This window comes from Pseudomonas sp. NFIX28 (genome assembly GCF_900107395.1).
Classification (GTDB): domain Bacteria; phylum Pseudomonadota; class Gammaproteobacteria; order Pseudomonadales; family Pseudomonadaceae; genus Aquipseudomonas.
The window spans coordinates 283,685-304,405 of the sequence record NZ_FNPW01000003.1; the positions used below are offsets into that span (position 1 = coordinate 283,685).

25 protein-coding genes are annotated in these 20,721 nt (G+C 64.0%); all 25 read right to left on the reverse strand.

The features are described 5' to 3' along the window. Position 1: 1 nt before the first annotated feature. Positions 2–1,555, reverse strand: coding sequence for a phage tail protein (locus tag BLV20_RS07685; RefSeq protein ID WP_092299260.1), 1,554 nt, complete (start codon positions 1,553–1,555; stop codon positions 2–4). A 359-nt stretch (positions 1,556–1,914) separates the two neighbouring features. Beyond that, positions 1,915–2,556 carry a hypothetical protein gene (locus BLV20_RS07690; RefSeq protein ID WP_092299263.1) on the reverse strand — a complete coding sequence of 214 codons (642 nt, stop codon included), beginning with the start codon at positions 2,554–2,556 and terminating at the stop codon, positions 1,915–1,917. Between the two features lie 4 nt (positions 2,557–2,560). Then, the gene (locus BLV20_RS07695) at positions 2,561–3,415 is read right to left on the reverse strand and encodes a glycine-rich domain-containing protein (RefSeq protein WP_092299266.1); all 855 of its coding nucleotides are present in this window, start codon (positions 3,413–3,415) and stop codon (positions 2,561–2,563) included. Between the two features lie 11 nt (positions 3,416–3,426). Continuing rightward, positions 3,427–4,026 (reverse strand): YmfQ family protein, encoded by a 600-nt coding sequence (locus BLV20_RS07700; protein ID WP_092299269.1) that lies wholly within the window; start codon positions 4,024–4,026, stop codon positions 3,427–3,429. Then, complete coding sequence (locus BLV20_RS07705; protein WP_092299272.1) at positions 4,014–5,054, reverse strand: baseplate J/gp47 family protein; 1,041 nt, start codon at positions 5,052–5,054, stop codon at positions 4,014–4,016. The genes BLV20_RS07700 and BLV20_RS07705 overlap by 13 nt, the downstream gene beginning before the upstream one ends. After that, positions 5,044–5,442, reverse strand: a complete 399-nt coding sequence (locus BLV20_RS07710; RefSeq protein ID WP_092299275.1) for a phage GP46 family protein — start codon at positions 5,440–5,442, stop codon at positions 5,044–5,046. The genes BLV20_RS07705 and BLV20_RS07710 overlap by 11 nt, the downstream gene beginning before the upstream one ends. Continuing rightward, positions 5,442–5,951 (reverse strand): phage baseplate assembly protein V, encoded by a 510-nt coding sequence (locus BLV20_RS07715; protein WP_092299278.1) that lies wholly within the window; start codon positions 5,949–5,951, stop codon positions 5,442–5,444. The genes BLV20_RS07710 and BLV20_RS07715 overlap by 1 nt, the downstream gene beginning before the upstream one ends. Positions 5,952–6,015: 64 nt before the next feature. Continuing rightward, positions 6,016–7,056 carry a phage baseplate assembly protein gene (locus tag BLV20_RS07720; protein ID WP_092299281.1) on the reverse strand — a complete coding sequence of 347 codons (1,041 nt, stop codon included), beginning with the start codon at positions 7,054–7,056 and terminating at the stop codon, positions 6,016–6,018. Positions 7,057–7,059: 3 nt separating this feature from the next. Further along, positions 7,060–8,298: a DNA circularization protein gene (locus BLV20_RS07725; RefSeq protein WP_092299284.1), complete on the reverse strand. Its 1,239-nt coding sequence runs from the start codon at positions 8,296–8,298 to the stop codon at positions 7,060–7,062. Continuing rightward, positions 8,285–10,360: a phage tail family protein gene (locus BLV20_RS07730; protein ID WP_092299287.1), complete on the reverse strand. Its 2,076-nt coding sequence runs from the start codon at positions 10,358–10,360 to the stop codon at positions 8,285–8,287. The genes BLV20_RS07725 and BLV20_RS07730 overlap by 14 nt, the downstream gene beginning before the upstream one ends. 130 nt (positions 10,361–10,490) lie before the next feature. After that, positions 10,491–10,787 carry a phage tail assembly protein gene (locus BLV20_RS07735; protein ID WP_092299290.1) on the reverse strand — a complete coding sequence of 99 codons (297 nt, stop codon included), beginning with the start codon at positions 10,785–10,787 and terminating at the stop codon, positions 10,491–10,493. After that, positions 10,784–11,131 carry a phage tail tube protein gene (locus BLV20_RS07740; protein WP_092299293.1) on the reverse strand — a complete coding sequence of 116 codons (348 nt, stop codon included), beginning with the start codon at positions 11,129–11,131 and terminating at the stop codon, positions 10,784–10,786. The genes BLV20_RS07735 and BLV20_RS07740 overlap by 4 nt, the downstream gene beginning before the upstream one ends. Before the next feature lie 66 nt (positions 11,132–11,197). Beyond that, positions 11,198–12,694 (reverse strand): phage tail sheath subtilisin-like domain-containing protein, encoded by a 1,497-nt coding sequence (locus BLV20_RS07745; RefSeq protein ID WP_092299296.1) that lies wholly within the window; start codon positions 12,692–12,694, stop codon positions 11,198–11,200. Continuing rightward, entirely contained in the window at positions 12,694–12,876 is a 183-nt protein-coding gene (locus BLV20_RS07750) for a DUF2635 domain-containing protein (RefSeq protein ID WP_092299299.1), read from the reverse strand. Before BLV20_RS07750 ends, BLV20_RS07745 begins: the two co-directional genes overlap by 1 nt. After that, positions 12,873–13,457 carry a phage tail terminator protein gene (locus tag BLV20_RS07755; RefSeq protein WP_092299302.1) on the reverse strand — a complete coding sequence of 195 codons (585 nt, stop codon included), beginning with the start codon at positions 13,455–13,457 and terminating at the stop codon, positions 12,873–12,875. Before BLV20_RS07755 ends, BLV20_RS07750 begins: the two co-directional genes overlap by 4 nt. A gap of 142 nt (positions 13,458–13,599) precedes the next feature. Next, complete coding sequence (locus BLV20_RS07760; RefSeq protein ID WP_092299305.1) at positions 13,600–14,616, reverse strand: phage tail protein; 1,017 nt, start codon at positions 14,614–14,616, stop codon at positions 13,600–13,602. 9 nt (positions 14,617–14,625) lie between these two features. After that, positions 14,626–14,838, reverse strand: a complete 213-nt coding sequence (locus BLV20_RS07765) for a tail protein X (protein WP_085529970.1) — start codon at positions 14,836–14,838, stop codon at positions 14,626–14,628. Continuing rightward, on the reverse strand, positions 14,831–15,214 hold the full coding sequence (locus BLV20_RS07770) for a phage tail protein (protein ID WP_009042419.1): 384 nt from the start codon (positions 15,212–15,214) through the stop codon (positions 14,831–14,833). The genes BLV20_RS07765 and BLV20_RS07770 overlap by 8 nt, the downstream gene beginning before the upstream one ends. Next, positions 15,214–17,403, reverse strand: coding sequence for a phage tail tape measure protein (locus BLV20_RS07775; protein ID WP_092299308.1), 2,190 nt, complete (start codon positions 17,401–17,403; stop codon positions 15,214–15,216). Before BLV20_RS07775 ends, BLV20_RS07770 begins: the two co-directional genes overlap by 1 nt. A 5-nt stretch (positions 17,404–17,408) precedes the next feature. Beyond that, complete coding sequence (locus BLV20_RS31680; RefSeq protein WP_009042417.1) at positions 17,409–17,534, reverse strand: hypothetical protein; 126 nt, start codon at positions 17,532–17,534, stop codon at positions 17,409–17,411. After that, positions 17,531–18,142, reverse strand: a complete 612-nt coding sequence (locus BLV20_RS07780; protein ID WP_092299311.1) for a phage tail assembly protein — start codon at positions 18,140–18,142, stop codon at positions 17,531–17,533. The genes BLV20_RS31680 and BLV20_RS07780 overlap by 4 nt, the downstream gene beginning before the upstream one ends. 149 nt (positions 18,143–18,291) lie before the next feature. Beyond that, positions 18,292–18,798, reverse strand: coding sequence for a phage major tail tube protein (locus BLV20_RS07785; protein ID WP_009042415.1), 507 nt, complete (start codon positions 18,796–18,798; stop codon positions 18,292–18,294). Next, positions 18,798–19,964, reverse strand: a complete 1,167-nt coding sequence (locus tag BLV20_RS07790) for a phage tail sheath protein (protein ID WP_092299314.1) — start codon at positions 19,962–19,964, stop codon at positions 18,798–18,800. The genes BLV20_RS07785 and BLV20_RS07790 overlap by 1 nt, the downstream gene beginning before the upstream one ends. Positions 19,965–19,966: 2 nt before the next feature. After that, a complete protein-coding gene (locus BLV20_RS07795) occupies positions 19,967–20,188 on the reverse strand; it encodes a hypothetical protein (protein ID WP_092299317.1) in 222 nt (73 codons plus the stop codon). A 99-nt stretch (positions 20,189–20,287) separates the two neighbouring features. Next, positions 20,288–20,716 (reverse strand): phage tail assembly chaperone, encoded by a 429-nt coding sequence (locus tag BLV20_RS07800; protein ID WP_092299320.1) that lies wholly within the window; start codon positions 20,714–20,716, stop codon positions 20,288–20,290. Positions 20,717–20,721: the final 5 nt, after the last annotated feature.

Consider the following 20,721-nt stretch of genomic DNA (forward strand, 5'->3'; position numbering starts at 1 on the left):
ATTAAGAGATCCTCAAGCATAGAGTTGTAGAGTCGGGGCTCGCGCCATCGGTGTTCCGGACGGCACCCATGATCCGCCAAGTGCCCGCGGGCGCACCGCCCCAGGCAGAACCGTCGGTGGCGGTAAACCGGCAATTCACGCCGGCTACCAGCTCGCCGGGCCCGGTACCACCGCCACCGCCAACAACGAGCAAGGCATAAGACCCGACCGCGCCGGCACCTGCCGTGGCCTGCGCAGTTACCGCCTTCCAGTTACCGATATGGTCGGTCCAGACGGTTCCAAGATCGGTAGCATCGACTTGCACCCTGAGTCCCGAGCCATCGGCCGCCCATCCCACCATGACCTGATTGTTGCTCTGCCCATTCCCGCCACCCTGGCGTACCGGAGTAAAGCTAAGCCGTGGCTGAAGATAATAAACGCCATTATCGGAAGCCCTTCTGAAGTAAGGGGAGTTGGGGTCATTACCTGCAAACCCCGCATAAGTAATCGAATCTCTTAAAATCCGGTCGCCTAAAAAGGAATTAACCTGAGTCGCGGTATACGCATCGGTAATGCCATACCCACCCAAAGTAGTCGCAGCCCTGGCCAGACCCACATATTCGTTGTTGTTTTTATTGCGCATATACGGCGATGCTGAATTGCCGCTGGCAAAACCAGCAATAGAGCAAGCATCGGAACTGATCTTGGCATCCAGCAACCCATTGGTCGCCGTCTTGTTGTACACCTCGGAAACATCGGCCTTTTTCGAAGGATCGAAGTTTCGCGAACACCACAGGCTGCCGAAGTTGGTGGCATCGACCTGGATAAGAACGTTTTGCCCATCCCAGCCGATATAGACCGAGTTGGTTAATTGGGTACCGACCCCACCCTGCTTGACGAAGGCATTGTTCGCCGCCGTTTTGCTGTAAGCATCAGTAATCGCATAACCATCCAGGGTCGTCGGGTTCGATCCCGAAGTCACCTGGCCGCGCGCATTGACCACTACTTTCCGATATTCCCCGGCAGCCACGCCGGTGGCCCCAGCCATCAGTTCAAAAACCAGGGGCGTGGCCCCGACGGTAATCGGTCCTGTGGTGGTCATTTGCCAGATACGCGACTTGTTAACCTGCCCTTCGTCCGTCCCGACAATAAAGTTGGACGTCACCTGATAATCCAGCGCCGCATCCGGCGCTCGCGACCAGGAATCGGCCGAAACGATATAAAGCCCGTTCTGCGCCGCATTAGCCTGATCCTTGACCAGCACACGATCGGAGGTCGTGAGCTGCACGCCATCAATGGCTTGCAGTCCGCTCAAAGCAACGGAACCGGTGGTGGCGACACGTACGGAATCCTTGAAATCCCGGGCAGCGAAACTCTGGATCGCCTGCAGCAACTGCGTGGTCGATTCCTCGTCGGGGACCAGACCGGCCGATTTGATGACATTCAGGATCTCCTGTGTCACCGCATTGCCCCAGCTAGCGGGAATCAATGATCCCGGGGTCCCGGCCATCGGGTTTTCGTCGACAAACTTCCCATTCACCAGCCCGACACCGGGCACCCTCGTTGGATAATCCATTGCTCTAATCTCTACTCATAGTTGATGTTCACCAGACCATGGGCTGGTCGAACTGTGTTGAATCGGGTGTTGCGAAGCCCTGCCGGAACATGTCCTGCAGCGCCGGCAATACCTGCCGTTGTCGGGGGAAAAGTGAATGACTCTTTCCTGCTGGCGAAATGATCGAACGTGCCCTGCTAGGCACATGGCTTCGATAAAAGAGGCGCAGGGGGCTTCCAGGCAGCAGGCTATTTCGATGAGGTGCGTCGCGAGCCGATTGCCCATGGTGAGCAGGCGCCGCCGCACTGAAGCTCATCAAATCACTGACTGCCTTGGCGGCTGTGAGAGGGCGGCCTGAAAAAGCCGCGCAAGGATTCAGCTCAGCTGTCGACGACCTGGCGAATCGCCTGGATCGCCGCCTCACAGGCATCTTGCGCAGCGTCCTGCTTACCCTTGGCGGCCTGCGCTCGGATGCGCTCCTTTGCCTGCAGTCGCAGGGTGCGAATGGCAAGCAGTTTGCTGTCGGACTCGGCCGCTTTTTCGAGCATCTCGTCTGCGGCCTGCTTTGCCGTCCGGCCTTTGGCCACCCAGGCACTGACCGCAGGAGGCACGACCTTTTTTGGATAACCCGACTCCTTGAACAGCCGAGCCTCGGCAGCGGCCTGGGCATACTCCATGACACGCAGCGGATCGCCGAACAGGACCTGGCGAACGCTGTCGGCCTCTGCATCGACCCTGGAACAAAGATGTTCCACTTTCTCTTGCTCCAGCATCACGACCTGGCTGGCATCGGCTGTCCATTGACTGCCATCCCATTCGTGAACCGCTGATGGCTGGGGCGTCTCGACCCTGCTCAGGGCCCCTCCAAACACATAGTGCAGTGCCTCTTTACACTTCCACTGCTCAGCCGTGACCGGCAAAACACCCAGGGCGCTGGAAGGGGCCGCATAGGCAAATTGCTCAGTGTCTTGCCACTCGACAACGACTCCGGTCGCCAGGCAATAAAGAACTTGCTTCGTCATGTTTTCACCACTCGATCAGCATGAAACCGGGCACGCCATTGCCGCCAGGCTGGGCAAGCCCGACACCCGCAATGTAATAGCCACCCGCGCCGCTACCGCCAGCGCCATAACCAAAGGCTGGCTTACCTGGGACCCCGGAGGACGTACCCGATCTCGCGATGCCTCCACCCGCACCGAATGGCCCGCTAGCCCCTGCCCCTCCTATACCGGCAACAGTATTGGGCGAGACATCCGTAGCATCACCTCCTGCCGGAAAACCATTGCCTCCTGGAGGACCTGGCACATAACCAGAGAGATTGACCCCAGGGGGACCTCCATTCCCACCAGACAGCGACAACAGGGAGCCGGCTGTGCCGACCAATGTATTGCCCCCACTGGTCGCCAATACCGCGCCATTGCCACCCACCCCGGCCGCCCCGATCACCACAGGAATGACCTGCCCCGGCGTCACGGTGACAGGAAAGCGGATAACCGGCTGCCCGGCACCACCGCCGCCGCCACCGGAAGCAGTCGCGCTCGTGCCTCCCGGACATGCCCCCCCACCACCCCCACCCGCACACCCACTCAGCCAGATCTTCGTCACGCCCTCCGGCACGGTGAAGCTGCCGTTGGCGGTGAAGCGCTGAATGCCGAGCCCTGCGCTCTTGCGGCTGATGCTGCGAATCGCGCTCAGCAGCTGCGTCAGGTTTGCCTCGCTGGGGGTCAGTTCGGCGGCCGTGATCACGGCCAGCAGTTCCTGGGTCACCCCATTGCCCCAATCCGCCGGAATCAACGATCCCGGCGTGCCGGTCAGCGGGTTCTCATCGACGAACCTGCCGTTGACCAGGCCCGCGCTGGGCACGCTTTTCGGATAATCCATCGGTCTATCCCCTAGTCATAATTGATGTGCACCCGCGTATGGGCCGGTGCGCTGCGGTGGATCTGGCATTCCAGGGCCGAGCCCGGGTTCATGCCGAAACGTTCGCCCCAGTAACTGGCGTTGAAACGACGCCCCAGGAGCAGCCGTCCGCCGGTGTTGAGGGTCCACATGAATTGCGCCTGCCAGGTGCCGAAATGTGCCTGGCCAAACCGCGCGCGGCCCATGCGGGGGGCTTCGTGCTCGGTGATGGTGGCATTCGGGTAACCCTGGCTGCGGGCGATCTCGATGTAATAGGCGATCGCCTGGCTGCCGACGGCCAGCAGCCGCCGGCGCACGGCCAGACGGCGGTCGTCGAACAGCGGGGTCGGGCCCAGGCAGGGATCGGGCAGGTTCATCACCCGTTCCCAATCCGGGACCAGTTCGCTGGCACCGGCCGGGTCCATTTCGTTGAGCAGGTCGGCCGCGCGAGCGTCGAGGCGCGCCAGCTCCTGGGAAATGCCCTCAAGCACCTCCTCAAGCTCCGGCACCCGCTCCGGGTCCCAGGCCGGGCCGCTGGGCAGCAGGCTGCGCAGCTGGCTCTGGTATTGCGCGGCGGTTCTTACTCCAGCCATACGCAACCTCCGAACGTCAGCAACTGGTTACTGGCGGCGGGAACATCCGCGGCCGGCGCGCTGAGCCGGTGATCGTTCTCACCGGCGGCACTGCTGATGGCCTCGCGAATATGGCTGATCAGCAAGGTGTCGCCCAGGCCGGCCTCGCGGTTGTGCAGATCGCGCAGCTGGGCCTCGACCGCCGCACGCACCGCGCTGGTGTCCGGCGACAAGCGCAGGCTGTAGGTCACGGGCGCCTGCTGCGGCGCCAGCACATGCAGCTCGGCCGTCACCGGGCGCAGCGGTTCGATGTAGGCCTGGACCTCCGCCAGTTGCTCGGGGTTCGGGATCGGTTGCGCATCGTCGTCGCGCATCACAAACAGCCCCACGGTCCCCGGCCCCAGATAGCTGCCACGGCACCACGCCCGGGTGATTCCCGGGCATTCCAGTGCCCAGGTCTCATAGTCCTGGGCCGAGCCGCCGTGGGGGATGATGCGGTAGGAGCGAATTACCCGGGCGCGCAGCGATTCCAGGCTTTCCGCGGCCACACCGCCGCTCAGGCCCGGGGCGAGCACGGTGAAGGTGTTGCCGATACCCTGGATCGGTTGCACCGGGATCAGGTTCAGGCCGGCCTCGGCATTGCCCAGGGTGCCGGCATCGAGGGCCTGGACGGTGGTGCTGTTGTTGCCGGCGCTGGTGGTGCGGGCGGCGGTGACTTTGTAAGTGCGCCCGTCACTGGCCTGCAGCAGGGTATCGACATCCAGCACCGCGCCAGCCGCCGCGGTGAAGCTCACCGAACCGCTGGCCGCCTGGGCGGCCTTGCGCGGCTGGTTGAGGCGCAGCGCGGCGATGCGTTCCAAGGTCGACTCGTCGGCCTTGTCCGGCAGGATCTGATCGGCGATCCAGTCCAGGTAGCCATACAGGCCATAGGCGGCGCCACCGAGGGCGCGGGCCAGCACTTGCGCATCGGACTGGCGCAGCGCATCGCTGGCCAGGTCGCTTTGGGTGCGCTTGATCAGCACCGGCAGCGAAGGGGTTTCAAAGGGCATAGGTCACCTGCCAACTGTTATCGGGGTTGATGTCCAGGCGTTCGCCGTTGGCCAGGACCAGCGTGGTGCGCAGGTTCAGCCGCTGGTCGTCGAGACGTTCGCTGATGATCTCGATCGCGCTGCAATGGCCATCGTCGATCAGCCATTGCAGGGCTTCGCGGGCATAGAACTCGGCGTCGAGCTGGGTCTGGCGCGTGAGCTTGACCCGGCGCAGCAGCCACAGCCGCGAACCGATGCGGTCGTCGGCCACCGTGGGGAAGCTGTCGCCCCACCAGCCGAAGCGCTCCTCGTCGTCCAGCGGGTCGTCGTCCGCGGCGCGGCGCCAGGTGAACAGGCTGATCAGCACCGCGCGGGTCAGGGCGCGGTGCAGGTCTTGGCTGACAAACATCATTGGCCTCCCGCCGGCGCGCCGGTCTGCCCGCTGCCTGGCTGCACGCCGGCATGCACGTGCTGGATCTGGCTGATGCCGCCAGCGACCTGGTCGCCCTGGGAGACGATCTTGCCGGTCTGGGTCAGGGTCGGGGTGTCGATGTGCACCGCACTGCTGGCGCGGATATTGAGCGTGGCGGTCTCGATGTCGATGATCCGCCCGCGCTTGAAATGAATCTTGTCGCCTTCGTCGGTGTAGATCGCCACTTCGCCGGGGGCCAGGGCCTTGAGGCGAAAACGGCGGTCGGCGACCACCAGCACCACGGCATGGGAGCGGTCGCCGCCAAGAAAGGTGGCGATGCCTTCGGCGCCGGCCAGCGGATTGCTGGTGAAGCCATAAGGCTCGAAGTGCTCCATGTCGTCGTTCACTTCGCCGGCGGTCAGGCGCATTTGCAGCGATTGCAGTTTGTTGGCCGAGTTGGCGAGCACGACGGTGCCTCGCGCCAACAGGCGTGTCAGTAGGCTCATGGAAATGTCCTTGGCGGCGAAGCCTGCGCTTGGTGCAGGAGCGACTCCTGCGCAAAGCGCGGCATCAGGTTTTAGGTGGCACCGGGCTGGCGTCGAAGGTATGCGGCGGCGCCACCTGCAGGGTGGTGATCGAGCCCTGCTCGGAGAGCGAGTAGGTGACTTTGGAAATCAGCAGGTCCTGGTCGAAACCCAGCACCGGGTCGATCACCCGGACCAGGGTGTTGTGGCGCCACAGCTCGCCGTTGCTCTGGCGCCAGCCCTGCACCTTGTAGGTGCTGGTCAGGGCCTTGCCGGTGCGGATCGCGCTTTCCCAGTCGGCCCGTTGCTGGGCCAGTTCCGGGGTCAGCTGGGCCGGCTCGTTGATCACCGTGACCCGCTTGCGCCTGGCCGTGCTGTCGCTGGCCACGCCCGACACTTCGCTGACCGCGGCGCCGCTTTTCTGGTCGTTGCCCTTGTGCTGGCCGATCACCCGGTATTCGGAAAACACCTGGCTGAAGTCCATCGGCGCGCTGGCCGAGAGGATGTTCTTGCCCAGCTCCAGCGCATCCACCGCGCGCCCGCCGCTACCTGGCCGGGCCAGCAGCACCCGGCCTTCGGCGTCGTCGGTGGAGAACACCCGGAACAGCGTCAGCAGGCGGTCGATGGACTGGAACACGGTTTCCCCGGGCACGATGCTGTGGCTGCTCAAGCGCGTGGTCTCGGCGATCTCGCTGACCACGCCGACGCCGTAGGGCGCGGCCAGGGCCTGGACGATTTTCAGCAGGCTCTGTTCGCGCCATTGGCCGGGCTGGTTGATGGCTGCGCAATCCACCAGGTCCTGGGTCAGGGAACTGCCTTCGATGCTCAGGCCGATCTGCCGGCCGTCGTAGCTGATCGGCGCCTTGAACACATGGCCGCTGAGCAACAGGTCGGCGCCGATGCGCACCTGGCACTTGGCGCCGGGACGGATGCGCTGGTCCAGGGTCTGCCCGGGCCATTGCCAAGTCACGTCGAGCTTGAAGGTGCGAAACTGGCGCTCCAGGTCGGCACTGATTTCGACGCTTTTCCAGCCGCCGTAATCCTGGCCGTCCACCGTCAGCAGCACCCGGTTATCGAAGTTGCCCATGGCTCACTCCCCCGCCACTTTGACGTTGGTCGGCGGCAGGAAACCGGGGTGGGCCACGCCGTTGCGCTGCTGCACTTCCGCCGCCCGGGTGGCATCGCCAAACAGCCGATAGGCCAGGACCACCGTCGGCAGGCTCTGCATCGGGTTCTTCACCACCAGCCGCACACCGGACGAGGCCACGGCGGTGAGGTGGCCGTAGACCAACTGGCGCAGGCCGTTGAGCACCTCGTAATGCAGGGCGTCGGCTTTTTCCGCGGCCTGCCAGATCGCCTCGTTGATGCTGTTGCGCAGCGCCAGCACTTCGTCGGCCACCGGCACTTCCGCGCGGGTCACCGGCTGGATCGCCTGCTTGGCCAAAGGCGGCGTGCCGCTCAGCTTGACCGCCGGCGTCGCCACCGGCAGCGAGGCCACGGCCTGGGCGATCCGCACCAATACGGCGTCCTGCACCAGGTCGGCCATGGCTTGCGCCGCGGCGGTGGTGTCCTTGCCGGTGGTGAGTTTGGGCGTGTCGATCTTCTTCACCGCCTCCACCTGCTGCGAAACGTTGGCCAGCACGCCGCGATAGCCGTTGCGCGCATAGTCCTTGAGGTCCTTGACGTCTCCCAGCAAGCCCTTGAACTCGGCGCTCACTTCCTTGGGCAAGTCCTTGATCGCCCGCACCAGCAGGTTGAGGTCGCGGTAGGTGTCGATCAGCGGCTTGAGCTCCTGCTCGATGGTCTGGTAGACCTCCTTGAGGCTGTTGCGCAGGTCGGCGATGCCGATGCGCGCGGCCTTGACCAGGGTCATGGCCTCCTCGAAGCGGCGCACCGCCGAACCGATCAGGCTGTCGGTCGACACCAGCAGCAACTGGCGGGTGTTGACCGTGGCACTGGGGAACTGCAACGGCTGGTCGGGGTAGAACTTCAGGGTGAAGGTCACCAGGCCGCCGTCCTGGCGGCTCTGGGTCATTTCGCACTCGCCGACCTTGACCTGCAACCGCCCCAGCCACGGGTGCACCAGCTCGCCGCTGCCCTCCTCCAATGCCTTGAGCAGCTTGTCGCGCTGCTCCAGGCAATCGGCGCCGACGATAAAGGCCGTCAGGTCGTGGGTCCGCGCCTGCCGCCCCAGGCTTTCGTAGAACGGCAGGTCGCGCTGCGGATACTCGTGCAACTGGCCCTTGTGGCCGACCGGGGTTTTCGCCTGGTCGACCCAGAACCCGACGCCACGAAAAGACGCCGGCAACAAACGATCACGCCAGCTCATTGGAACCTCCTAGCGAAAGTGAGCGATAGCCGACACGCGACGACAGCGCCACGCCGGGTTGGTTGATTTGCGGCGCGCTGGTGCGCAGGCCCGGCGGAGCGTTCTCGAAGCTCACCGTCAGCCCGCCCTGCAATTGCGTACGGTTGTTGGCCGCGCTCTGTTGCAGCAGCGAGGCGGAGCTTTGCGGCAGGCCGGTGGAAAGCGCCGAAGAACCCGGCGCCGGCTGGCCGGCCCCGAAAAACGCCGGCGCCAGCGCGCCTTTGCCTTGGGCATTGGTTTGCTGCTGCGCCTCGGTCAGGCTTTCGACCTTGCCGGTGACGCGGGCGACGAAGCCGGCGAAACCGCCGTCGAACAGTTCCCTGATCGGCGCGATCACCGCCTGCAAGCGTTGCCACAGGCCACTGAACCATTCAGTGATCGGCTCCCAGTTCTTGACGATCTGCTCCAGCGGCGACCATTCGAACACCCCGCGCATAAACTCGATGGCCGGCGCCGCCAGGGCTTTCAACACCTCCCAGAGCGCCGCGAACACTTCGCTGATGGGCTGCCAGTTGGCGATGATCTGCCCCACGGGCGACCACTCGAACAGGGTGACAAAAAAGTCCTTGATGACCTGTGCCGCGCTTTTCAGCGTGGCCCAGAGCGAATCGAAGTACGCGCTGATAGCGCCCCAGTTATTGATCACCAGCCCCAGTGGCGAGCTGTCGAACAGCGTGACGAAGAAGCCCTTCACCTGTTGCGCCGGGCCTTGCAGGCTGGCCCAGAGCGCGGCGAAATAGGCGCTGATCGCCCCCCAGTTGTTGATCACCTGCCCCAGCGGCGAGCTGTCGAACAGCCCGATAAAGAACGCCTTGAGCCGTTGCGCCGGACCTTGCAGGCCGGCCCAGAGCGCGGCGAAGTAGGCGCTGATCGCGCCCCAGTTGTTGATCACCTGCCCCAGCGGCGAGCTGTCGAACAGCCCGATGAAGAAGGCCTTGAGCCGTTGCGCCGGGCCTTGCAGGTCGGCCCAGAGCGAGGCGAAGAAACCGCCGATCGCGCCCCAGTTATTGAGCACCAGCCCCAGCGGCGTCCAGTCGAACAGGCCCTTGAGAAAGCTCATCGCCGGCACCGCCAGCGCCTTGAGCAACTCCCACAACGCGGAAAACAGGCCGCTCAGCGGCGTCCAGTTTTCAATCACCAGCCCCAGCGGCGTCCAGGAAAACACCTGCTTGAAGAAGTCGACCACTGACGCGGCCATCGTCTTGAGCTGCTCCCAGAGACCGGCAAAAAAGCCGGTGATCGCTCCCCAATGGGTAATCACCAGCCCCAGCGGGGTCCAGCCGAAGACCTGCTTCAGCCCTTGCCACAACTGCATGGCGGCGTCCTTGATGCCTGCCCAGAGCGTGACGAAGAACGCCGACAGCGGTTCCCAGTTGGCCACGATCAGGCCGGCCGCGACCGCGATCCCCAGGGCGATCAGGCCGATGGGCGAGGCCAGCAGGCCGCTGCTGAACAGGGTCACGGCGGACGTGGCCAGGGTCATGGCGCCGCGGATCGCGGTGAACGCCAAGGCGCCGGCGGCCAGCCCCTGGACCAGCTGCGGGTTGCTTTCAATGACCTTGGCCACAAAGCCCAGCAGCGGTTGCACGGCGGTCACCACCGAGTTGACCGCGGGCAGCAGCGCGCTGCCGAACTTCTGCGAGATGTTGTCGACGCTATCGCTGAATGCCTTCAGGTTGGTGCCGGTCTCGCCCAGTACATCCTTGGGCGGCTCGATGCCCTGCGCCACCAGCTTGGCCCGCGCGGCCTGGTTCTCGAATTCGATGGCGGAATTGACCCCCGCCACGAACGGCGCGGCCAGGCCGCCGCCCTTGATCAGGCCGGAAAAATCCAGCCCGCCCAGGCCGCTGTCTTCGATGCTTTTCTTGAAGCCGCTGACTTTCGAACGCACCTCGCCCAGCTCGGCGTCCAGTTTCTGCATGCCTTGCATGACCACCAGCATGTTCACCGTGCTCTGCACATTGGTCACGCTCAGGCGCTGTTTGATGCTCGTCTGATTCAAGCTTTGATTGATGTTCGCCATCACTGCACCTGCTGCATCGCATTGATCCGTTGCGCGTGCTCCAGGGATTCCCGGAGCACATCCAGTGGCCTGGCCATCATCTGTTCGGGGTCAACCTTCCAGAACCAGGCCAGGTCATAGGCAACCGCGATCAGGTCGCTGATGGCTCCGATGCCGCACTCATGAAAAAACTCGCGACTGCCCAGCTCAGGGCGTTGAGGTCGGCCAGGTCCAGCTGGTTGACCGAGGACGGAGGAATGCCGGCACAGACCGCGATGTACTTGGCCGCGACGTCCATGTCGAGGCTGACTTCTTCGCTCTTGTCGATCTTGTACGGCAGCGCCTTGATCGCCCGCACTTCCTGCACCGTCGGGCGGCGCAGGGTCAGTTCGGCCAGCGGTTCGCCGTGGGCTTCGATGGCCACACGCAGCTTTACGCTATCGCTCATTGCCAGGTCCCCTTGATGCCTTCGAATTTGAGTTCGATGGTCGCGTCGTCACCCTTGGCGACCGGCTCTTCCACCAGGTAGGCGCCGGCCAGGACGTAGACCTTGCCATTGTTGAATTCGCAGGTGACGGTCATGTCGGAACCGGCCACCAGCTGCTTGAGCGGGAAGTCCGGGGTGTGCAGCGCCGTGACCTTGAAGGACGGGGCAATGTCGGTTTCCTTGTAGAAACCCGGCACGATGGTTTCGCGTTTCACGGACATCAGCGGCGCTTCGCAGCCGCCGTTGATGGTCAGTTGGGCGCCGTCCACTTTGACGTAGCAGGTGCCCGCAATCAGTTGACCCATGGTGTTTCTCCCAAAAAATGAGCCCGCGCGAGGCGGGCTGGAAAAGCGCAGTGAAAGAGGCTCGGCTTAAGCCGCCGCGTCGTACTGCAGGCGGAATTGGTTGAGCAGCGCGAACACGCGCAGGCCGTTGATGTAGTCCGGCGGGAACAGCACGTTGACGCGGCTCGGGTCCTGGCTGTCGCGCTCGACGATCAGGTGCTCGGCGAACAGCTCGGCGTTCTCCACGTGGCCTTCCAGTTCCAGCTTGGCGTACTGGGCGATCAGCTCGCCGCGGATGGTGCTCGGGGTCACGATCGGCTGGCCGGCGCCGAAGCGGGTGCCGTCGGCGGCCAGCTTGTGGCGCCCGTATTTGCTGGTGATCACGCTTTGCAGGCGGCGCACGATAAAGGCCGACTGGTGCATGGTTTCGCTGTCCAGGTAGGAGTTGTCGGCCTGGCCGTAGGCGTTCTTCTGGTAGGTGGTGATCGAACGCTGGATGCGCACGTAACCGCCTTCGTAGTAGGCCGTGGCGATGCCGTAGTTGAGCAGCGACTGACGCTCGGTCAGGGTGAAACGCTCGCTGGCCGGCGCCGGGTCGACGCCTGGCAGGCTGCCGCTCTGGGTCGGACGGCTGGCATCGGCGGAGATGAACACCGAGGTGCGCGCGGCCAGCGCGGCGGCCTGCACCCAGAACGGTTGCGGTACGCCCGGCTCCAGGGCCTGGATGGTGATGTGCTGGTCGTTGCGTGCTTGCCCTGCCGCCACCAGGGTGCCGACGGTGCCGCGCTTGGCGCTGTAGACATGGCCAAACAGCTGCTTGGCCCAGGACCAGCGACCGGTGCTGTCATCCATGACGGCTTGCCAGGCGTTGAGGGTCGCGGTGTCGGTCCACGGCATGCAGATGAACTCGAAAGGCTCATCGCCCAGGGCCGCCAGCGCGGCGACCTGATCCGGCACGCCGGCGCCGCCGGCCATTTTGCCGAGGGCCACGCTCAGGCCGGCCGGGGTTTCTTCGCCGTTGCTCTTGCCCAGGCGGTTGAGCTGCAGGCTGATGTCGTTGCCGCTGTCGCCGGTCCACTTGGCGGTCAGGGTCAGGGTGCCTTCAACGGCGGCGGCGCTGACCGGCAGGTCGGCGGCAGCGTTGATTTTCAGTGCCAGCGCGCTGGCGGCCTGGGCCGCGGTGGCGGCATTGACGATAGCGGCCTGGACCCGCACACCGCCGACATACAGGTTGAGTACGCCGCTTTCGCTGGCGACGCCGGTGAACTTCAGCTCGGCCTTGGCCACGCTGCCTTCGACGTTGTGCAGCGGCAGGCACCAGATTTCACCGATCGGGTCGGTCTTGCGCCAGGTCTCGTACATCGAGGCGAGCATCGAGCCCTGGCCGCCAATGCTCTTGGCCAGCGCAACGCTGGAGACCAGCACCAGCTTGCCGGTTTCGGCCGGCGCGATGCTGTCGTTGACCTGGGCCACGATCAGTCGACGCATGGCCGACGACGCGCTATTGGCCGCCGAGTTGTCCATCTCGGCGTAGAACAGCGGCACACGAATGTCCGCCGGAATATTGCTGAATCCGATCGCCATTATTTGGCTCCTTGTGGTTTGGCCGCCTTCGCGGCCTTGAGGGTGATATCGCCATCGGCCAGACGCCGGCGCCACCAGGCGTTGTCGTTGACTTCACGGCCTTCCAGCGGCAACAGGTCGCCGGCTTCGGGGTCCGGCACGGCGCGGCCCGCGGCCGGCAGCACAGTGATGCGTTTGCTCATTGCGTTACGTCTCCTGAAAAAGTCATCTCCAGGCGCCCGTCGGGCCCTGGGCGTTTCAAATTGGGGTCCGCCGGGTCGATGGCATCGACCCGCACCGTGACCCCGGTAAAGGACGGCAAGCCATCCAGTTCACGCTCACGCCAGGTTTCCGCCGGCTGGCTGGCCAGGTTGCGTCCCAGCTGGAACTCGGCGAAAAAGCGCAGCTGATAGAACAACCGCGTGGCGCTGAGCGAAACCAGCTCGCCACCGTCGTATTCGATCGGGTTGTAATGCGCGTCCGGCTTGAACCCCACCAGCGCCCGCCACAGTTCGGCACGCAGGCTTTCAAGTTGCTCCAGGGCCTGCCGGCCATCGCTGGCATCCAGCACCAGGGTGATTACCAGGCGGTCGCGGATGGCCTGGCGGGTAACGTTCTGCCCGGTGCCCGGGCTGGCCAGGTCGGCAATCGGCGCCACATGGGCGCTGGGCGTGGGCAAGGCGGTATTGCTTTGTAAAAGCGCGAGATCGACACCGACGGCCACCTGATTGGCCAGGCCGGGGCACTGCTCGCGCAGTTGCGTGAGGATCGGAGTGATCTTCATCAAGAAGCTCCACAACGGGGTGAATGGGAAACCTTCAGGCGCGGCCACAAGCGATCGCCCAGGCAGCGGGCGCCCGGGCAACAGGATGGAGTCGTGGAAACAACGGCGCGCAAGATCAGAACGGCCGGGCAAGGCCCGGTAACTAGGGCTGTTGCTCCAGGCAGGTAGCCTCGATCAGGCAGCGATAATTTTTTTCGCGATTGCCGCTGGCGGTCACCTTGTCGATCGACCAGGTGCCCTGCATGAACCCGGGCCAGCTGTTGTCCAGCGACACCAGCCCCTCGGCCGACAGCGCCGGATCACCGGGGCAGTCGATCTTCAACTTGATCGCTTCGCGCTCGATGCGGCGCATGGCGCCCTGGGCTGCGCCGCGGGCCTCGCCCTCTGCCGGGTAACGCTGGCGCAGGACCTGGAAAGGAGCCTGCCCCAGGCTGACCACACGCTCCTTGCCGGCCGCCGAATCCCACCAGGTAGCCTTGCAGCCCTTGTGCTTGGCCCGGCCGTTTTCATCGATGCTGGCCGAGATGAACGCCGTATCCCCCGGGCGGTTATCCCGGGTCACGCTCAAACGCACCGGCGAAAGGATCTTTCCGGAGAGCGACTTCGCCTGCCCGCGCAGCGCCAGTACATACATCTCGTTGAATGGTTTGGTGACGGCATCGTGCGGGCGGGCAATACGCGTCAGAAAGCCCATGTCGGTCTCGTTGCACTGATCGACATGCGGGATCGGGATCGAGTCCAGTTCAGGCGCCACCCGCGGTGAAAAACCGTGGCGCGAGGTCAGCTGGCGAAACAGCGCGCCGAGGGTCGTGGGGCCATGGCTGGCGGAGCGGCGCTGCTTGAAGCCGGTCGCATCCGCCACCTTGAAGGGAGCTGCGGTAGCCACCAGGGTCAGGCGCGGCGGGAACAGGTTGGGCGTGCGGCGGGTGATGACGAACTCGCCACGATCCACCAGCCCCGACTCCAGATAGCCCACCCGCAGGCCGACCTTCCCGCCCAGCTCGGGGAGCCCCTCCAGGCCTTCGATATCGAGGGTCAGCGAGAGTTGGTCGGACTCGATGCCCGCGGCGTCGATGTGTGTCCAGCTGATCAGCCGTTCGTTGAGGCGTGCGGCATTGGCGCCGTAGAGCTCAATGCTCGGGGTGAATCCCAGGCTCATGACGCCTCCTTAGTCCCAGGCCGAAACGGGCATTGCAGCCACCGGCCGCGACTCGATCTCGGGCACTATCACCCAGACACCCGCCGGCAGCACCGGGCCTTTCTCGGCCAGCAGCGGATTGAGGCGCCAGAGCGCTTCCTCGACCGCATCGTCGCAACGCCCCACCTCGCGGTAGAGCAGCAGGTTGACCGAATCGCCGGCAATACTTCGAACCCTACGCATTGACGAACTCCTCGAGGTTGATGGTCCAGTTGATCACCAGCGCCGTGCCGTCATCGATGATGGAGGTCTGCACCTCCGTCACCAGGTTGACCCGCCAGCGCCCCCAGTTGCGGCCGATACCATCCACCAGCGGCAAGGGCACACGGGCGGCCTGCAACTCGCGCAGCTGGTCCAGGCGCGCCATGCCCGTGGCGTACATCGACTTGCCACTGATCTGCAGCGTTTCCAGCTTCTGCCCCACCTGCTGCGACTTCGGCTTGCTGGTAACGATGTCGATACTGGCCCAGCCACCGTCCGTCTTGCGCTCAAGCCGCTCGTAGGCGAACCCGGCGGACAGGCCAAAAATGAAATTGCCCAATGCCATCTGCTGTCGCATCACATCACTCCATCGGTCAGGGCCGCGTCGCGCCGTACCGCGAGCGGGTTGCTCATCATCAGGGGCATGACCTGCATCTGCATTTGCTGGATCACCATGTCCACCAGTTGCCTGGAGGTGGCCTGATCCTGGCCATAGATATTGACGACCGGGGCGAAAGTGACCTGCTGGCTGGAAGCCGAATTGGCCACCAGGTTCTTGCTCACTTCATCCGGAGACTTCAGGCGGTTCCCCGCCTCGCCGCCGAGCCGGCCGAGCGCCTCGCCGCCCAGCCATCCGCCAATGGCGCCGCCGACCAACCCGCCGACAGCCGTGCCGAGGATCGGCACGACGCTGCCCAGGGCCGCGCCCAGCGCGGCGCCGGATGCACCTCCGGCCCAGGAGCCACCCAAGGTGCCCAAGCCGGAACCAATGGCCCCGGGGTCGCGGTTACGCACACCCCTGAACACATTCAGGCCGGCCCTGAGCAGTTTCAGCGGCCGACTGGCCACCCGGCCGGACACGGAACGCACGACGGCGAAACTGCCTCTCAACCCACGGCCAATGCGCGACATCAGCCCGGCGCGTGGCGCGGTTGCAGAGGTGTTTTTGGGGGCGGGTTTTGCCGCATTGGCTTGTTTCTTTTGCTGCTCTTTCTTTGCTTGCCTCTCCTGTCGCCTTCGCTCTTGTCTGTTCTGGCCGCGGGTTCCACCGCCGCCTGGAGGGCCACCACAGCAGGCCCCGCCCTCGCCGAACAGCTTGCCAATACTCGATGGCAGGCTCGGAGCCGCCAGGCTCAACAGCTTTTTCGCCACCTGGGTAAAGACTTCGTCCAGCACCGACTTGAGCAGGCGGCCCACCACCGGTGCGATGGCAGCACCCGCCAAGGCCAGGCCGGCAGCGATCTTCGGAAACTCCGTAGCCAGGCTGCTCAAACCATCGACCACCCCACCGATAGGCACCATCGCCCCTTCCGCCACCGGCGCGAGGGCGGAACCGAACGTGGTGTTCATCCGGTTCAAGCGGGCGTCGAAGGTATTCGCCTGGGCCGATGCGGACTGGCGTACCGAGCCTTTGTCGCCCAGCTCCGAGGTGGCGTACTGCTGCTTGTCGGCGACCTGCGCCAAGGCCTTTTGAACTTCAGGCAGTTGTTGCGCCAGGCGCAACGCCGCTTCATCCGCGCTGCCGAACAGCGCGCCGGCCAGCGTGGAGCGCTCCCGGCTCGACAAATCGGGCGCTTGCAGCGCCTTGAGCAGGTCGGTCAGGGCGCCAGCCCCCTCCAGCTTCAGCGGGTCGATATTCAACCGTTGCAAGGCCGCTTGCTGCGCCTGGGACTTCGGTTCGCCCTTGCCCAGCACGGCAGTGATGCCTTTCAGTGCGGCTCCAGCATCGGCCTTTTGTGTGCCGGTGTTGAGCAAGGCCGCCGTCAGTGCCGCCGCCTGCTCCGGGGCAAGCCCCGCCGTCGTGGCGGCAGCGCCATGCCGTTGCAGGATCACCCCGATATCGGCCGCCTCGGCGTCTCCCGGACGCTTGCCGAGGTGGTTGGTCGCATCCGCCAGATCGAGGGCCTGATTGCGGTCCAGCTTCATCGAGGTGCGCCAACCGGCCAGCATGTCCCCGGCATCCTTGCCCGGCATCTTGAACGCGGTTGCCATGAGCGCGGCATCACCGCCGAATGCCGTCAGGGTCTGCCGTCGGGACGCGCCTTTATCGTTCTCGATCCCTGCCTTGGCAGCGGCGTATTCAAGCTTCGCCAGATCAACCGCCGTGGTTCCACCCGCGGCGATGCCTGGATAACTGGCCATGCGGTAGTTGTCTTGCGCAAGTTCCTCACGCTCATTGCCGGGGAGAGAAACCACTCTCCCCAGATCGGCCAGCACCGCATCCATCGCCATCGCCGACTTGAACAGGTCAGGTGCTTGAAGCCCGCCAGCGGCCTTGTCGGGGGCTTTAGCCTCGGCCTTGGCGCTGCCGGCGAATGCCAGCGGCAACGAACGTTGCGACGACAGCGTCAACTTCAACGAGTCGATGGCCGTGGTCAGCAAGCGAATGTCCACGCTGGCGGCATTCAGGGCCAGGACGAAGCTGCTGGATGACAGGCCGGCATCCGCCGGGCTCGCCACAGGGGCACCTGGCTGCATGACGCCGGCGGGCGCCAGCCCGTGCTGTTGCACGGTGGCGTTCTTGAGCGAAAACTGATTGTTCGCCATTCGCTCTACTCCTCTTTCACGCCAAGGCGAGTGATCGCGATGTCGTAGCGGCGCAAGGCCTTGCCAGCGTCCCACTCCAGGATTTCCGCCTCACTTACCGAGTAAATGAGCGGCACCACATCGAGAATCACTTCGATGTCGCGTTCCGAAAGAAGGCCGCCGGTTTGTTTAAAAAATCGTCGATGCGCTCTTGCAGCTGCGTCCAGTCAGGCACGCTGAGCAGCGCCAGGTCGGGCAGCATCAGGCCGGTACAATGCGCGGTGATGAACTCGGCGCGCTCCTTGGTGGTCTTGAGCTTCTTCATCACCTTGGTCGCTCGCAACGCGGGCATTTCCAGGGTCAGGGACGTCAGGCGCTGGCCCGCCACTTCAAGTGGCAACAGCAGGTTCACCTGGTCCAGGTCGCCCTGCGCCGAGGTATCGCCAGGGGTGTCGCTGGCCGTTTCAGGCTCGGCGCCCTGCTGGAGGAAGTACGCAGCCGGGCGTGTCGACATGTCATGGACGTACTGCGCGATGCTCACGTAGTCCGGCCGCTTGAGCTGGTCGAGTTCATTGGCCGACAACCCGGTGGCCAGCTTCGCCAGCTCGAAGAACTGATCGTCCTCATCATCGCCGGCGCGGGCCAGCGCTTCTTTCTGCGCGGCGTAGAACAATGGCTTGAGCTGAATCTGCGCGATCTGCGACTCATCGTCAGCGGTAATCGGGCACAGCAGGACATGGATCGGAGGCGTCCAGGACATGAATGAATTCCTTGATAAAGGGGGTAGCAGCGAGTTGCTCGCGATGGGGGATTGAGCGACGACTGTGATGTAGTTGTTGCATTGCCATCGCGAGCAAGCTCGCTCCTACAAGAGTGTTGCAGGGGGTATTGCAAAGGGTGTTGCGAGGGTTACGGCATCAGCACCGCGCGACGGGCGTCGCCGAGGATGTCGACGCCGCTGAGCACGAACTTCTGGGTCCGCACATCGATGTCGATCACCGGTACGCCGTTCTCGATGCGGTTGTAGGTACGGCAGGCGAGTTCCAGGGTGGTGGTGGGTTTTTCATTCATCTTCATGGCCGTTTCGGCCAGGGATTTCAGCTTGCCACCCACGGTGTGGTAGGTGAACCAGGTCTTGCCATCCTGGTCCTGGCCCGCCTCGCGGACATTGAGCAGGATGTCGTCACCCAGCTTCACGCCCAGCGCCAGCATGATTTCCGGCCCCAGGCCCTGCAGCTTGAGGGTGGCGGTGAGTGCCTTGCCGCTCTTGGCCATTTCTTCGGCGATAAAGCGCCCACCGGTCATCGCTTCCATTTCGAATTCGATCTTCGGCGGGGTGAACTCTTCCACGGTCGCCGACAACGGCAGGCCTTGCAGGGTGGCCGCGATGGCCTGTCTTACGCGGTTGGTAAACATTAGAGAACGTCCTCCAGGAACTGCTCGATGATTTCATCGCGGGCGTTGAGCTGATACACCATGTGCTCGTTCGGCGCGTAGCGGCCGTAGTCGATAACCACGTACCAGGTACCGTTTTTGTATTTCTCGACGCTGTTCAGCTCGGGGTGCAGGTACACACTGCCGCCCGGGATGGTTTCGTCGGCGACCAGGGTTTGCAGCCAGTCGTTGATGCGCTTGACCTCCTGGTCCATGAAGGACTTGGTCAGGTTCTTGGCCATGGCTTTCTGCCCGGCCTTGACCAGCTTGCGGCTGATGGCGTCTTCCAGGCCGACATAGCTGATGAACTTGCCGGTGATCGAGCGGTTACCCAGCAGCGAGAAGCCGCCGAGCACGGTGCGGGCGTAGTAGCTGACGCCGTAGCGGTTGAGCAGGTCGCCCTCGGTCGAGGTGTCGAGGATGTTGTATTCCACAGTGCGCGAGACGTCTTCGGCGAAGGTCACCTGGTTGCCCGGGCTCTCCCACTGCTTGACCTTGGCCAGTGCGGCGATGGCCAGGCTCGACGGCGCCAGGAACACGTTCTTCTTCGCCGCCTTGGAGTACACGGCCGGCATGTTGTGCACCACCAGGCAGCGGTCGAAACCCAGGTCCGCGCCGCCCAGTTCCTTGCTGTAAGTCACCTGGTCGGCGACCGCGGCATCCTTGCCGTCGAGCACCACACGGGCCTTGATGCGCTTGCCGAAGGCAGCGAACTCACCGGCCACCGCCTTGGTGCCGGTAAAGCCCGGCGCGCCGATGATGGTCAGGTCTTCCGGGACACTGCCCAGGGCAGCCAGGCCGAGCTTGCGGCCAGTGGTTGGATCGACGCCGCCGATCACATTGTTGACGGTGTCGGCCGGGGTCGCGCCCTCTTCGACGATCACCACATAGACCGGGACCTTGACCACTTTGAGGATCTGGTACACCGCCTGGAACAGGGTGCCCGACTCGGCGCCGGTAGGGTCCAGCAGGGCCTGGGTGGTGAAGCTGTTGATGCGGAACGGCGCATTGCGCGGAATCAGCGGGTCGGCCTTCGGCGCGGTGCCGACCAGGCCGATGACGTTGTCACCCAGGCCACCCATGGCCTCGGGGGATTCGGTGGCATTGACGGTAATGCCGTTGTGCTCGAAGTTCAGAACCTCAGCCATGGTTATTCAGCCTTCTTGGCAGCAGCTTTTTTAGCCGCGGTGGATGGGGTGGCCGCTTCGGCCGATTGGCGCGCCGCAAGGACGCTGGTCAGTTCCAGCCGGCCGGCGGCACGCAAGGCACTGGCCTCGACGTCGAGCAGGTCGAGCTGCTGGTCGATCTTCGACCAGTGGCCGCCGCCGGTGGGGAATGGCACGAGGACGGTGTAGGTTTGGCGGTTAGCCATTTCAGTCTCTCCAGATACGAAAAAGCCCCAGGTGAGTGGGGCTGTTGGGTGTTATGTATTGCTTTGCAGATAAGAAAACGCCCCGTCGGTGCGGGGCGTTTATTGGAGTTGTTCAGCCAGCCAATCGGGCACGCTAGGGCGGTGTTCACTTAGCGGGAATTGTCCCGACTCCGGCCAGTTGCGAAGGGCTCGACGGTACGCCTGTAGTTCGATGTACTGCGAAAGAGTTAATGTGGTTTCCATGCTCTCTTCTTGCTCATCACGATGGCGCGAAACAACACCGTCGGTAGCTGCAAGTTGGGCGTCCCGCCAAGCTCGCTCAATCCCCGCAAAAAACTCTGGGGATTGCAGAGGAGGATCGATAAGGACTGGATATCCTTGATCATTTGCCACCAACCATTTGCCTTGCTCTTGGCCAGCCGTTAACGCCTGATAATCCTCATCAGAGACTTCAACAGATCCGGCCGGAATAAATCCGTGAAATTTCAAGTTGTAAAACCCACCATCCGCTGCACAGTAATGATTCATAACTA